Raw genomic sequence first — 12,873 nt, forward strand, 5'->3', positions numbered from 1 at the left:
TTGGATTTCTGTATGTCAATTACCATCCGTAAGGATAATCATCTTCTTTAAAACCTTGGTGTGTGCCACTAGTGCAGATTACTTCTTGTGCGTCTACCTCGATGACTGTACAAAGGGGGGCTTCATAGATTTCTTTTGTCGTTTCCATACTTAATTCTATTAAAAAATATTTTCCATAGTTCCAGCCATTACAAACCTTGAAGAATAGCCGATAGCTAAGGTGACAATAATAACAATACAAAGAACATTTTTCTCGTTCAAAAACCTATTATTTTTTCACTTTGCTCAAAAAAAGGAAATACATTCCTCAATCAGACAGAAAAATCCTGCTCTTGTGATTTGCCTCTGCTCCCGTCTTTCCGTATCTTTGCCGCTAAAATTCAATAAAGAAACCACAAGATGACACAAAAATACCATCTGCTTGTCCTCGACCTGGACGGCACCCTGACCAACTCGAAGAAAGAGATTTCTCCACGCAACCTGCAAACCCTGCTCCGCCTCCAGCAGAGCGGCGTCCGCCTGGTACTGGCCTCAGGCCGCCCCACGTATGGCATCGCTCCCCTGGCCGACACTCTACGCATGAAAGAATACGGTGGTTTCATCCTCTCCTACAACGGAGGCGAAATTATCGAATGGGGCACAGGCCGTCTGCTCTACAAGAACCTCTTGCCCGACGATGTGCTGCCCATACTCTATACAGCCTCTGTGCGTAACGAACAGGCCATCCTGACCTACGACAACGAATACATCCTGACCGAAAGTCCCGACGACGAATATGTCCGCAAGGAAGCCTTTCTGAACAAAATGCAGATACGTGCCGTAGACGATTTTCTGGCAGCAGCTCCCCTCCCCCTGCCCAAATGCCTCATCGTGGGCGACCCCGACCGACTGATACGAACCGAAGCCGAGCTCTCCCTCCGCCTGCAAGGACAAATCAGCGTCTACCGTTCAGAGCCTTACTTTCTGGAGCTGGTGCCAATGGGCATCGACAAAGCTCAATCCTTGTCCGTGCTATTGGACAAACTGGGCCTCACGCGTGAAGCGATGGTAGCCATGGGCGACGGTTACAATGACCTTAGCATGATTAAATTCGCAGGCATGGGGGTTGCCATGGCCAATGCTCAGGAGCCAGTGAAGCAGGCTGCTGACTACATTACCCTGAGTAATGATGAAGATGGAGTAGCCATGGCGGTAGAGAGACTGTTCGACCTATAACAGCCCCTTCCTAAAATGCCAACCTATTCCGTTTTATAAAACATTGCTTTCTGCATGGTAAAGCATTGCTTTTCGCTCGACAAAACAATGCTTTCCATTCAGCAAAAACATTACTTATTTTTGGGGAGCATAATTAAGGCTAGTAAACGAAGCCGAAAGCTTACTTCTGCATCAGCCGTTCGTACACGCGAGGATGAAGGAAATAGCGTACATCCTTCCCTGCCTCGATAGACTCTCGGATAAAGGTAGAGCTGATTTCGAGTACAGGCGAATCGACCAGACGCACGCGAGGAGGCAGAGAAGACACGTCGACGGGATAGCCTGAACGGGGATAAATCAAAATGGGATTCTCGGCCAGCAGGCGTTCGGACTGATACCAGCGGGAGAAGGAATGCCAGTTGTCCGATCCGATAATCAGGTGAAATGTGTGTTGCGGATAGACTTCCTTCAGGCGGTCGAACGTATGGATGGTATAAGAAGGTTGAGACAAATGGAATTCGAAATCGGAAGCACGAAACTTGGGATATCCCTCTACGGCCAGTTGCACCAACTCCAACCGCAAGGCATCGGGCAGCAGGTCCTGCCCCACCTTGAAAGGATTGCGGGGAGTCACCAGAAACCACAATTCATCCAGCCCGCCAAACTCGCAAAGGTAATTGGCCAGAGCCAGATGGCCGACGTGGATGGGGTTGAACGAACCGCTGAAGATACCAATATCCATAAGCGCATCAGATTTTCTTTCCCTTCAGACGAAGGAAAGCAAGGGTGCCGTTCGCGATGGACACTATGCCAACAAGCCCCATGCCTATAGCTACAGTGTATTCTTCGTGCTGTATATTGGCAATTAGCAACCATACGGCACATACCAGCAAGATGACGTTGACAATCAATAATCCCTTGTTCATCTTGCGCGAGAAGTTCTTGCCGCTATAATCTTTCGTCATGCCTTCAAGAATTGGGTGATTATCTCCAACGCCTCGGCCTTGGCCGTCTCCAAGTCGTCGTTCACAATAATCTTGTCGAACTTCGGGGCAAAAGACATTTCGTAAGTAGCCTTGGCCACACGATCCTCGATGACTTCGGGCGTATCAGTCCCTCGCCCCACCAGGCGCTTGCGCAACTCTTCGACCGAAGGCGGCTGGATAAAAACAGACAGGGCACGGTCGCCATAAAACTTCTTGATATTGCATCCGCCTACGACATCGACGTCGAACACCACATTTTGCCCAGCAGCCAACTGCTTTTCGACCTGCGACTTCAATGTACCATAGAAGCGGTCGTGGTAGACTTCTTCGTACTCCAGAAACTCACCCTCAGCAATACGACGGCGGAATTCTTCGGGCGAAAGGAAGAAATACTCTACGCCATCGCGCTCCGTGCCACGCGGCGGACGGCTGGTGGCCGAAATGGAAAAAGCCAAGTTCAGGTTCTGCGTCAGCAGATAGTTGATGATAGTCGATTTGCCCGAACCTGAAGGGGCGGAAAAGATAATCAGTTTACCCATACTTAAAAATCGATTACATTACATTCAGTACCTGTTCCTTGATCTGCTCCAGCTCATCCTTCATCTGAACCACGATCTTCTGCATCTCCGCATGGTTGGACTTGCTGCCCAAGGTATTGATTTCACGCCCCATCTCCTGTGCGATGAAGCCCAACTTCTTACCCTGTCCGCTACCTGTCTCCAGCGTGCTGATGAAATATTTCAAGTGATTGCTGAGGCGTTGTTTCTCTTCGTTGATATCCAGCTTCTCGATGTAATAGATGAGTTCCTGCTCCAGACGGTTCTTGTCGTAATCCACGCTGATCGTCTTCTCGAGCGCATCGACAATGCGATCCTTTATTTTTCCGACACGTTCCTTTTCGTAAGGCTCCACTGTTTCGAGCAGATGGGCGATGTTGGCTATTTTCTCACGGAACTTTTTCTCAAGTGCAGCACCTTCCTGCTTGCGGAAGTCCACCAGATGGTTCAGTGCCTCTTCGACGGCCGCATGAGCCACCTGCCACTCCTCTTCGCTCAGTTCCTGTGTCTCGGTCTTGGTCATCACATCAGGCAGACGAAGCAGAGTACCAAACCAGTCTTCAGGCTCAGGAATACCTGTAGCAGAAGAGATTTCCTTGATACGATGATAGTAGGCAGCCACCAGTTCCTGATTGATAGGAGTAGCCAGTTGCTCGGCATCCTTTTTCTCCACCCAAAGGCTGAAATCTACCTTGCCACGCTCCAGCACGCGGGCTATTTCGTTGCGGATTTCCATCTCCTTCTCTCTGTAAGCGGGAGCAATTCGTGCCGACAGATCCATCGCCTTGCTGTTAAGCGATTTTATCTCAACATTTATCTTTTTATCGGGCAATTCGACAATAGCCTTGCCATATCCCGTCATCGACTGTATCATAATGCTTCTTAAGTTTTGTGCAAAATTACACGATTATTTTTAATTACTGAAAATAATCACGTAAATTTGTCAGCTGATTAAAAAGATGAATAGTAACTATGTCATGTATCCTGCATATTGAAACATCCACTTCCGCCTGTTCGGTAGCCGTGAGCGAAGACGGGCAGGTAGTGTTCAAAAAGGAAGACTTGAACGGCCCTTCACATGCCGTATCATTGGGAGTTTTTGTAGACGAAGCATTGTCTTTCGCCGATAGCCATGCCATGCCGTTGGATGCGGTGGCCGTGAGTTGCGGGCCGGGGTCCTACACAGGCCTGCGTATCGGAGTATCCATGGCAAAAGGCATCTGCTACGGACGTAATCTGAAACTCATCGGCCTGCCTACGCTGAAAGTACAGTGCGTGCCGGTATTGCTCTATCACGACGAGCTTCCCGACGATGCCCTGCTGTGCCCCATGATAGATGCCCGCCGCATGGAAGTCTATGCTGCCGTCTACGACCGCGCCTTGAAACCCGTACGCGACATTGCTGCCGACATTGTGGACGAAAACTCATACCGCGAATTCCTCGACCAGCACCCTGTCTATTTCTTCGGAGACGGAGCAGCCAAGTGCAAGGAAAAAATTACGCACCCCAACGCTCACTTTATCGACGGCATCCGCCCGCTGGCCAGTATGATGTTTCCCCTGGCCGAGAAAGCCATCGCTGAAGAGAATTTCGAAGACGTAGCCTACTTCGAACCCTTCTACCTGAAGGAATTCGTAGCAGGCAAACCCAAAAATCTGCTGAACGGATAATTAGCCGTTCACTATAAACCGATAATTTACTGAATATATGCAATATAACACCCAACAGAAACGGATGCCCCTGCCTGAATATGGTCGCAGCATCCAGAACATGGTAGACCACGCACTGACCATCGAAGACCGTGCCGAACGCCAACGTTGCGCCAATACCATCATCAACATCATGGGAGGAATGTTTCCTCACCTGCGCGACGTGCCCGACTTTAAACACAAGTTATGGGATCACTTGGCTATCATGTCCGACTTCAAGCTGGACATCGACTATCCGTTTGAGGTAATCCCCAAAAACAACCTCGATGCCAAACCTGAGCCTGTGCCTTATCCCTGCACAAAAATCCGTTACCGCCATTACGGCCGCACACTGGAAGTGCTGATCCAAAAGGCATGCGAATTTCCTGAAGGGGATGAAAAGCAAAATCTGGTAGCCCTCATCTGCAACCACATGAAGAAGGACTACATGACGTGGAACAAAGACACGGTAGACGACCGCAAAATAGCAGACGATTTGTATGAACTGTCGGGCGGGAAATTACAGATGACAGATGAAATTCTGAAGCTGATGGCCGAACGAATTGACTTATACTATCGTCCGACCAAGGCCAATACCCCCAATAACAATAACAACCGAAATAACAAGAAAAAGAAATATTGAATTCTGCCCCATTAGCGGACTTCACAAACAGATCCAACAAACCGACTATCATGGCATCATTCATCATCGAAGGAGGACACAGGCTGGCAGGTGACATCCATCCGCAAGGAGCCAAGAATGAAGTATTGCAAATCATCTGCGCCACCCTGCTCACAGCAGAGAAGGTGACCGTGCACAATGTACCCAACATTCTGGACGTAAACAACCTGATTCAGCTGATGCGCGACATGGGGGTAGAAGTGTCTAAAACAGGAATTGACACCTATACCTTCCAAGCGGCACGGATAGATACTGCCTACCTGGAAAGCGAAGAGTTCCTGAAGAAATGCTCCAGCCTGCGTGGTTCGGTAATGTTGGTAGGCCCCATGGTGGCACGCTTCGGCAAGGCTATCATCTCCAAACCAGGAGGTGACAAGATAGGGCGTCGAAGACTTGACACTCACTTCATCGGCATTCAGAATTTGGGAGCCGACTTCAGATATAATGAAGAGGCCGGCACGTTCGAAATAACTGCTGACCGCCTGAAAGGCACCTACATGCTACTGGACGAAGCATCTGTTACAGGTACGGCCAATATCGTCATGACCGCCGTGCTGGCCGAAGGCAAGACAACCATTTACAACGCGGCCTGCGAACCTTACGTACAACAACTCTGCCGTATGCTGAACCGCATGGGTGCTAAAATAACAGGTATCGCCTCTAACCTGCTTACGATTGAAGGGGTAAAGGAATTGCACGGTACAGAGCACACCATCCTGCCTGACATGATCGAAGTGGGTAGTTTCATCGGCATGGCCGCAATGACAGCCAGCGAACTGACCATCAAGAACGTCTCCTACGAAAACCTGGGTATTATTCCCCAGTGCTTCCGCCGCCTGGGCATCCACTTAGAGCAGCAAGGAGACGACATCTACGTCCCTGCACAAGAGACGTACGAGATAGAGTCGTTCATCGACGGCTCCATCATGACCATTGCCGACGCCCCCTGGCCAGGACTAACCCCCGACCTGCTGAGTGTGATGCTCGTAGTAGCTACTCAAGCTAAGGGAAGTGTACTCATCCACCAGAAGATGTTCGAGAGCCGCCTGTTCTTCGTAGACAAGCTGATAGACATGGGAGCACAGATCATCCTCTGCGACCCGCACCGTGCCGTGGTCATCGGCCATAACCGTGGTTTCCGCCTACACGGCGGCAACATGACCTCACCCGACATTCGTGCCGGTATCGCCCTGCTCATTGCAGCCATGAGCGCCGACGGTATCAGCCGCATCCACAACATCGAACAAATAGACCGCGGTTATCAGGACATTGAAGGGCGTCTGAATGCTATCGGAGCAAGAATCACGAGAATCTGACCATATGATTAAACGAGAAGAAGTATATAAGATAGGTATATTCAACAAGCCACATGGTATCCATGGCGAACTGCAGTTCACTTTCACCGACGACATTTTCGATCGGGTGGAGGCAGAATACATCATTTGTCTGCTGGACGGCATCTTCGTACCTTTCTTTATCGAAGAATACCGCTTCCGCTCAGATTCCACCGCCTTGATGAAACTCGAAGGAGTGGACACTGCAGAGCGTGCCCGTATGTTTACCAACGTCGAAGTCTGGTTTCCTGTAAAACATGCAGAAAGTGCTGACAACGGTGAACTGACATGGAATTATTTCATCGGGTTTCGTATGGAAGAAATCCACCACGGTAACATAGGGGAAGTGACAGATGTAGATACTTCTACCATCAACACCCTGTTTGTCGTTGACCATAACAGCGAAGAACTATTGATTCCTGCTCAAGAAGAATTCATTACCGATATCGACCGAAAGCATAAAGTGATTACTGTCGACCTTCCCGTCGGCCTAATAGACCTTGATAAAGCAGAAGAGGAATAACCTATACACATAAAGAAGACATGCCGACCCCTAAGAAAAGAAGAAAAAGTAAAGCTTTCTGGAACAACATCAAGTTCAAGTACAAACTGACCATCGTCAACGAGAATACGTTGGAAGAGGTGGTAGGCTTGCATGTGTCCAAGCTGAACGGCATCTCTGTACTCCTGTCCGTATTGACTGTTCTATTTCTGATAGCCTCACTGATCGTAGCTTTCACTCCACTGCGTAATTATCTGCCCGGCTATATGAACAGTGAAATCCGCGCACAAGTAGTAGACAATGCTTTGCGTGTAGACTCGCTCCAACAATTGGTAGAACGGCAGAACCTGTACATCATGAATATACAGGACATCTTCCGCGGCGACGTTAAGGCAGATACCATTCAGTCCATCGACTCATTGACAACCCTGCGTCAGGATTCACTCATGGAACGAACCAAACGGGAAGAAGAGTTTCGCAAACAATACGAAGAGAAAGAAAAATACAATCTGACAACCATAACTGCCATGTCGGCAGATGGACTAAATTTCCATTGTCCCACCAGAGGAATCGTATCATCCTCCTTTAATGCTGAACAGAAGCACTACGGTACAGATATCGCCGCTAATCCGGGCGAAAGCGTATTGGCCACTCTGGATGGCACCGTTATTCTGAGTACCTATACCGCTGAAACGGGATATGTGATACAGGTACAACACAGACAAGATTTCGTATCCACCTACAAACACTGCGGATCGCTGCTCAAAAAAGAGGGCGACACGGTAAAAGGTGGAGAAGCGATCGCATTGGTTGGCAATACAGGACAGCTGAGTACTGGCCCACATCTGCATTTTGAGTTGTGGCATCGGGGCCGTGCCATCAACCCTGAAATTTATATTGTATTCTAAATAAACGATATATCATGAAAAAACTGATAGCCATACTTGGTTCCACTGGTTCAATCGGGACACAGGCGTTGCAAGTGATTGAGGAGCATCCCGACAAGTACGAAGCTTATGTACTGACAGCCAACAACCGAGTGGAAGAACTCATCGCTCAGGCACGTAAATTCAAGCCCGAAGCAGTAGTAATAGCCAATGAAGCAAAATACCAACAACTGAAGGATGCCTTGGCCGACCTGCCAGTTAAAGTATATGCCGGCGAGGAAGCACTTTGCCAAATAGTACAGGAGAAACCGATAGACATCGTACTGACAGCAATGGTAGGATATGCAGGACTGCGCCCCACGATAAATGCCATCCGTGCACGCAAGGCTATTGCCTTGGCTAATAAGGAAACGTTAGTGGTAGCAGGAGAACTCATCAATCAACTGGCACGCGTAAACCGCACCCCCATCCTGCCAGTCGACTCGGAACATTCTGCCATCTTCCAATGCCTGGCCGGAGAAGCGGGCAACGCTATTGAAAAAGTAATACTTACGGCTTCCGGAGGTCCTTTCCGCACGTTTAGTCACGAACAACTGAAGACGGTAACCAAAGAACAGGCACTGCGCCACCCCAATTGGGACATGGGAGCCAAAATCACGATCGACTCGGCTTCGATGATGAACAAAGGATTTGAAGTAATAGAGGCCAAGTGGCTTTTCGGCGTACGGCCGGACCAAATAGAAGTAGTAGTCCATCCGCAATCGGTCATACACAGCATGGTACAGTTCGAAGACGGTGCAGTGAAGGCACAGCTTGGCATGCCGGACATGCGCCTGCCCATCCAGTATGCCTTCTCCTACCCCGACCGCTTGCATGCCTCGTTTCCTAGGCTGGACTTCACGAAATGTACAGAGCTCACTTTCGAACAGCCAGATACTATGCGTTTCCGCAACCTAGCACTGGCCTACGAAGCCCTGCACCGTGGAGGAAATATACCCTGCATCGTCAATGCAGCCAACGAAGTCTGTGTGGCTGCTTTCCTACACGACCGCATCTCGTTCCTCGGTATGAGCGACGTAATTGAAAAGACCATGGAGCGCGTAGCTTTCATCCAGCAACCTACCTACGAAGATTATGTTGCAACAGACACCGAAGCGCGCTGTGTAGCAGAAAGCTTGATAAACAAATAATTGAATTTTAATAATCGATAATTTATAGTTAAATAAATAATGGAAACATTTTTAATTCGTACCCTACAGCTTGTCATGAGCCTTTCGTTGCTCGTCGTCATCCACGAAATGGGGCACTTCCTTTTTGCCCGCCTCTTCAAGACACGGGTCGAAAAGTTCTGCCTCTTCTTCGATCCCTGGTTCACACTGTTCAAGTTCAAACCCAAGAACAGCGAAACGGAATATGGAATCGGCTGGCTACCGCTGGGCGGATACGTTAAGATTGCTGGCATGATAGACGAGTCGATGGATACCGAACAGATGAAACAACCCATGCAGCCATGGGAGTTTCGCGCCAAGCCCGCATGGCAACGACTGCTCATCATGGTGGGCGGCGTACTGTTCAATTTCCTGCTCGCCCTGTTCATCTACTCCATGATTCTCTTCGCTTGGGGCGACTCTTACATCCCCGTGCAGAAGGCACCACTTGGCATGGATTTCAATGAAACCATGCATCAGGCAGGATTCCGCGACGGCGACGTGCTGATTTCAGCCGATGGCGTACCTTTCGAGCGCATGGGCAGCGACTTGCTGACGGCCATTGTCGATGCCCGCCAAGTGACGGTGCTGCGCAACGGCCAAGAGGCTTCAGTTTACATTCCCGATAACTTGATGGACCGCCTGCTGGCAGACAGTACTCGCTTTGCCGATTTCCGCTACCCGTTTGTCATCGACAGCATCGTGGATGGACGTCCTGCTGCCTTGGCCGGACTGCAACCGGGCGACAGCATCACGCAGCTGGACGGACGCAACATCGCCTACTTCGACTTCAAGGAAGAGATGCTGAAACGTAAGGCTGACGGACAGGCCTCGCACGACATCTGCCTGACCTACGTGCGAAGCGGCGTGACCGATACCCTGACGCTAACCACCGACTCGCTCTACGAAATAGGCATCACGGCCGACATGCGTACCGCCCACCTGCTACCCGTGGTGAAGAAGGAATACACCTTCTTCTCCTCCTTCCCCGCCGGCGTCATGCTGGGTGTGAACACACTGAAGGGCTACGTGGGACAAATGAAATACCTCTTCTCCAAGGAGGGCGCCAAGCAGCTGGGTGGCTTCGGCACCATCGGCAGCATCTTCCCCGCTACGTGGGACTGGCACCAGTTCTGGTACATGACAGCTTTCCTCTCCATCATTTTGGCCTTCATGAACATTCTGCCTATTCCTGCCCTGGACGGCGGCCACGTGCTGTTCCTCATCTACGAGATTGTGGCACGCCGCAAACCCAGCGACAAGTTCATGGAACGTGCGCAGATGGTGGGCATGTTCCTACTTTTCGCCCTACTTCTTTGGGCGAACCTGAACGATGTACTGAGGTTCATTTTCTGACCTGTTAATAAACAGGCGGATTCCCCCTCCCCCATACGCGGGCGACCCGGACCTGCACGGACTGACTGCATCAGCGTTTCGTGCCTGTCCGAGCCGCCCGTGCTTTTTTTCGCGTTCCAGTTTCAAGAAAACGCCATCTTAGTGAGATAAGGTTATCCAGTTTTGGGAAAGTACTATCTCAGCGAGATGAAGCTTTCCAGCTTCGGGAAAGTGCTATCTCAGTGAGATAAAGCTTTCCAGCTTCGGGAAAGTGCTATCTTGGCAAGATGAAGCTTTCCAGCTTTGGGAAAGTGCTATCTCAGCGAGATGAAGCTTTCCAGCTTTGGGAAAGTGCTATCTCAGCGAGATAAAGTTTTCCAGCATCTGAAAAATATCATCGCAGCGTCAGCAAGCTTTCGCAAACCGCGAAAGCTTGCTTTTTCGAACGGAAAATCTTACCTTAGCACGCCGATACAGCGACAACGAAAAAAAGACAAGCCTGTACCAAACTAAAATCAAACGATATGAGAAAAACAACTGCTACCCTGGCCGCCGCCCTGCTGTGCGGAGCGACGGCTCTCCAGGCTCAGTCGTGGAAGGCCTATGAACGGACGACCTTGCAGGACGAAGCCTACGCCCGACACGATTGTGTCAACCTGCTGGACAGCACCAGTGTCACCGTGCAACCCAGCGGACAAGGTTCGTTCGCCGTGTGCCGCACCGTCAAGGTGCAGACACCTGCCGGCGCCCTGCGCCAGCGCGTACTGAAGTACGACTACGACCCGCTGACGGCTGCCGCCCGCTTCCGTCGGGTCACCGTCCACCATGCCGACGGTACGAAGACCGAAGTGGATGTATCGAAAACCCTGGACTATGCCGCACCCGCCCGAGCCATCTACTGGGGTGCCCGTCAGATTATGATCGAGCTGGGGCAGCTGAAGCCCGGCGACGTCATTGACTACGAAATAGACAAGAAGGGATTCACCTATGCCCTGCTGGCCGACATGCCTCAGGACGGAGACGACTCACGCTTCATCCCGCCCATGCGCGGCCAGTTCTACGACATCGTGCCCTTCTGGAGCAGTGACCCGACGGTGCGCAAAGTCTACCGTGTCAGTCTGCCTGCCGAGAAGGACATGCAGTTTCAGTTCTACCAAGGCAGCTGCGCCTCGTCTCTGCGCTACGAGGACGGACGCAAAGTCTACACCTTTGCCTCGGACGGCCTGATGCCCTTCCGGCGCGAGCCCAACATGGTAGACTTCTACGACGCTGCCCCCAAACTGATGATGTCCACCACTGCCGACTGGCGTGAGAAGTCGCGCTGGTTCCATGGCGTCAACGAAGACTACGGCAGCTTCACCGCCATCCCCGAAGCCCAGCGCAAGGTGGACGAACTGATACGCGGCAAGAAGACCGACCTGGAGAAGATAGCCGTGCTGACCCACTGGGTGGCCGACAACATCCGCTACGCCGGCATCACCATGGGCAAGGGCGAAGGCTTCACCCTGCACAACCTGAAGATGAACTACACCGACCGCTGCGGCGTGTGCAAAGACATTGCCGGTACGCTTATTGCCTTCCTGCGCATGGCGGGCTTCGAAGCCTATCCGGCCATGACGATGGCAGGCAGCCGCGTGGAGACCATCCCTGCCGACCACTTCAACCACTGCGTGGCCGTGGTACGCCTGAAGGACGGCACGCTGATGCCCCTCGACCCCACGTGGGTGCCCTTCTGCCGCGAGCTGTGGAGCAGTGCCGAACAGCAACAGAACTACCTGCCCGGCACGCCCGAAGGCACCGACCTCTGCCTGACACCCGTCTCCGCTCCCGAGAACCACTACGTCCGCATCCACGCCGACAACCGCCTCTCGGCCGACGGTACTCTGCGAGGCAGCTTCACCATTGAAGCAGAAGGACAGAGCGACAGCAACATACGCCGCATCTTCACCACCGGCTTCCAGAGCGAGTGGCAGAACACGATGGAGCGCCAGCTGCTGAACGTTTCGCCCAAGGCACGCCTCCTCAGCGTGGACTACGGACGCAACCCGAAGGACTATCAGAAGGCTCCCATCCGCATCACCTTCCGCTACGAAATACCCGACTATGCCCTGGCGGGCGACGACGGCGGGATGGTCTTCAAGCCTTTCGTGCTGAACAACCTCTATACGCAAGTGATGTCCTACCTGCGCATCGACACCAGTCTGGAGACACGTCAGTATGGTTTCAAAGACGGCTGTTCGCGTCTGGTGGAACTGGACGAAACACTCCGTCTGCCCTCGGGCTACCAACTGGCAGGAGAACCACGTCAGGATAGCCTCAGCGGACAGGCAGCCGACTTCGAAGGTTCCATTGCCCAGGAGGGCAACCGACTGACGGTGAAGACCCGCCTCGCCCTGAAGAAGCGCGTCTATGAGGCAGCCGACTGGAACAGCTTCCGCCAGGCCGTCAACACCGCCAAGAGCTATGGCCAGTATCTCGTCGTAAAGAAATGAACCGATT

General features: G+C 51.5%; 14 protein-coding genes. 9 read left to right on the plus strand and 5 right to left on the minus strand.

Annotated features, from left to right (window positions below):
- Window positions 1-19 precede the first annotated feature (19 nt).
- Entirely contained in the window at window positions 20-148 is a 129-nt protein-coding gene (locus BQ8005_RS17800) for a hypothetical protein (RefSeq protein ID WP_262484388.1), read from the minus strand.
- Between the two features lie 251 nt (window positions 149-399).
- Here BQ8005_RS17800 and BQ8005_RS07120 point away from each other — a divergent pair, with 251 nt between their 5' ends.
- Entirely contained in the window at window positions 400-1,215 is an 816-nt protein-coding gene (locus BQ8005_RS07120) for a Cof-type HAD-IIB family hydrolase (protein WP_075317561.1), read from the plus strand.
- Between the two features lie 160 nt (window positions 1,216-1,375).
- On the opposite strand, the gene nadD is transcribed toward BQ8005_RS07120, so the two are convergent.
- The 4 genes from nadD to BQ8005_RS07140 are packed head-to-tail and all read right to left on the minus strand — an operon-like array spanning window position 1,376 to window position 3,611.
- The gene (nadD, locus tag BQ8005_RS07125) at window positions 1,376-1,936 is read right to left on the minus strand and encodes a nicotinate (nicotinamide) nucleotide adenylyltransferase (RefSeq protein WP_021848028.1); all 561 of its coding nucleotides are present in this window, start codon (window positions 1,934-1,936) and stop codon (window positions 1,376-1,378) included.
- A 7-nt stretch (window positions 1,937-1,943) separates the two neighbouring features.
- Window positions 1,944-2,159 carry a hypothetical protein gene (locus BQ8005_RS07130; RefSeq protein ID WP_075317562.1) on the minus strand — a complete coding sequence of 72 codons (216 nt, stop codon included), beginning with the start codon at window positions 2,157-2,159 and terminating at the stop codon, window positions 1,944-1,946.
- On the minus strand, window positions 2,156-2,719 hold the full coding sequence (gene gmk, locus BQ8005_RS07135) for a guanylate kinase (RefSeq protein WP_075317563.1): 564 nt from the start codon (window positions 2,717-2,719) through the stop codon (window positions 2,156-2,158). The genes BQ8005_RS07130 and gmk overlap by 4 nt, the downstream gene beginning before the upstream one ends.
- 13 nt (window positions 2,720-2,732) lie before the next feature.
- Window positions 2,733-3,611 carry a YicC/YloC family endoribonuclease gene (locus BQ8005_RS07140; RefSeq protein WP_021848025.1) on the minus strand — a complete coding sequence of 293 codons (879 nt, stop codon included), beginning with the start codon at window positions 3,609-3,611 and terminating at the stop codon, window positions 2,733-2,735.
- A 98-nt stretch (window positions 3,612-3,709) separates the two neighbouring features.
- Between BQ8005_RS07140 and tsaB the strand changes: the two genes are divergently transcribed.
- The 8 genes from tsaB (at window position 3,710) to BQ8005_RS07185 (ending at window position 12,866) form a co-directional block, all read left to right on the plus strand.
- Window positions 3,710-4,408 (plus strand): tRNA (adenosine(37)-N6)-threonylcarbamoyltransferase complex dimerization subunit type 1 TsaB, encoded by a 699-nt coding sequence (gene tsaB / locus BQ8005_RS07145; protein WP_021848024.1) that lies wholly within the window; start codon window positions 3,710-3,712, stop codon window positions 4,406-4,408.
- Window positions 4,409-4,445: 37 nt separating this feature from the next.
- Complete coding sequence (locus tag BQ8005_RS07150; RefSeq protein ID WP_021848023.1) at window positions 4,446-5,069, plus strand: DUF4290 domain-containing protein; 624 nt, start codon at window positions 4,446-4,448, stop codon at window positions 5,067-5,069.
- A 50-nt stretch (window positions 5,070-5,119) separates the two neighbouring features.
- Window positions 5,120-6,424 (plus strand): UDP-N-acetylglucosamine 1-carboxyvinyltransferase, encoded by a 1,305-nt coding sequence (murA, locus tag BQ8005_RS07155; protein WP_021848022.1) that lies wholly within the window; start codon window positions 5,120-5,122, stop codon window positions 6,422-6,424.
- A gap of 4 nt (window positions 6,425-6,428) precedes the next feature.
- Window positions 6,429-6,965 (plus strand): ribosome maturation factor RimM, encoded by a 537-nt coding sequence (gene rimM / locus BQ8005_RS07160; protein WP_075317564.1) that lies wholly within the window; start codon window positions 6,429-6,431, stop codon window positions 6,963-6,965.
- A 20-nt stretch (window positions 6,966-6,985) separates the two neighbouring features.
- The gene (locus tag BQ8005_RS07165; RefSeq protein WP_021848020.1) at window positions 6,986-7,852 is read left to right on the plus strand and encodes a M23 family metallopeptidase; all 867 of its coding nucleotides are present in this window, start codon (window positions 6,986-6,988) and stop codon (window positions 7,850-7,852) included.
- 14 nt (window positions 7,853-7,866) lie between these two features.
- Window positions 7,867-9,021: a 1-deoxy-D-xylulose-5-phosphate reductoisomerase gene (locus BQ8005_RS07170; RefSeq protein ID WP_075317565.1), complete on the plus strand. Its 1,155-nt coding sequence runs from the start codon at window positions 7,867-7,869 to the stop codon at window positions 9,019-9,021.
- A 39-nt stretch (window positions 9,022-9,060) separates the two neighbouring features.
- Complete coding sequence (gene rseP / locus BQ8005_RS07175; protein WP_075317566.1) at window positions 9,061-10,395, plus strand: RIP metalloprotease RseP; 1,335 nt, start codon at window positions 9,061-9,063, stop codon at window positions 10,393-10,395.
- 503 nt (window positions 10,396-10,898) lie between these two features.
- On the plus strand, window positions 10,899-12,866 hold the full coding sequence (locus tag BQ8005_RS07185; RefSeq protein WP_075317568.1) for a DUF3857 domain-containing protein: 1,968 nt from the start codon (window positions 10,899-10,901) through the stop codon (window positions 12,864-12,866).
- The last annotated feature ends 7 nt before the right edge of the window (window positions 12,867-12,873 follow it).

The sequence above is a fragment of the Bacteroides togonis genome (genome assembly GCF_900130135.1).
In the GTDB taxonomy this organism is placed as follows: Bacteria; Bacteroidota; Bacteroidia; order Bacteroidales; family Bacteroidaceae; genus Bacteroides; species Bacteroides pullorum.

Excerpts from the sequence above, each read along its gene's own strand:
- BQ8005_RS07150 (WP_021848023.1), top strand. The coding sequence starts at position 4,446 with ATGCAATATAACACCCAACAGAAACGGATGCCCCTGCCTGAATATGGT.
- rimM (WP_075317564.1), top strand. The coding sequence starts at position 6,429 with ATGATTAAACGAGAAGAAGTATATAAGATAGGTATATTCAACAAGCCA.
- BQ8005_RS07120 (WP_075317561.1), top strand. The coding sequence starts at position 400 with ATGACACAAAAATACCATCTGCTTGTCCTCGACCTGGACGGCACCCTG.
- murA (WP_021848022.1), top strand. The coding sequence starts at position 5,120 with ATGGCATCATTCATCATCGAAGGAGGACACAGGCTGGCAGGTGACATC.
- rseP (WP_075317566.1), top strand. The coding sequence starts at position 9,061 with ATGGAAACATTTTTAATTCGTACCCTACAGCTTGTCATGAGCCTTTCG.
- nadD (WP_021848028.1), bottom strand. The coding sequence starts at position 1,936 with ATGGATATTGGTATCTTCAGCGGTTCGTTCAACCCCATCCACGTCGGC.
- tsaB (WP_021848024.1), top strand. The coding sequence starts at position 3,710 with ATGTCATGTATCCTGCATATTGAAACATCCACTTCCGCCTGTTCGGTA.
- BQ8005_RS17800 (WP_262484388.1), bottom strand. The coding sequence starts at position 148 with ATGGAAACGACAAAAGAAATCTATGAAGCCCCCCTTTGTACAGTCATC.
- BQ8005_RS07130 (WP_075317562.1), bottom strand. The coding sequence starts at position 2,159 with ATGACGAAAGATTATAGCGGCAAGAACTTCTCGCGCAAGATGAACAAG.
- BQ8005_RS07165 (WP_021848020.1), top strand. The coding sequence starts at position 6,986 with ATGCCGACCCCTAAGAAAAGAAGAAAAAGTAAAGCTTTCTGGAACAAC.
- BQ8005_RS07185 (WP_075317568.1), top strand. The coding sequence starts at position 10,899 with ATGAGAAAAACAACTGCTACCCTGGCCGCCGCCCTGCTGTGCGGAGCG.
- BQ8005_RS07170 (WP_075317565.1), top strand. The coding sequence starts at position 7,867 with ATGAAAAAACTGATAGCCATACTTGGTTCCACTGGTTCAATCGGGACA.
- BQ8005_RS07140 (WP_021848025.1), bottom strand. The coding sequence starts at position 3,611 with ATGATACAGTCGATGACGGGATATGGCAAGGCTATTGTCGAATTGCCC.
- gmk (WP_075317563.1), bottom strand. The coding sequence starts at position 2,719 with ATGGGTAAACTGATTATCTTTTCCGCCCCTTCAGGTTCGGGCAAATCG.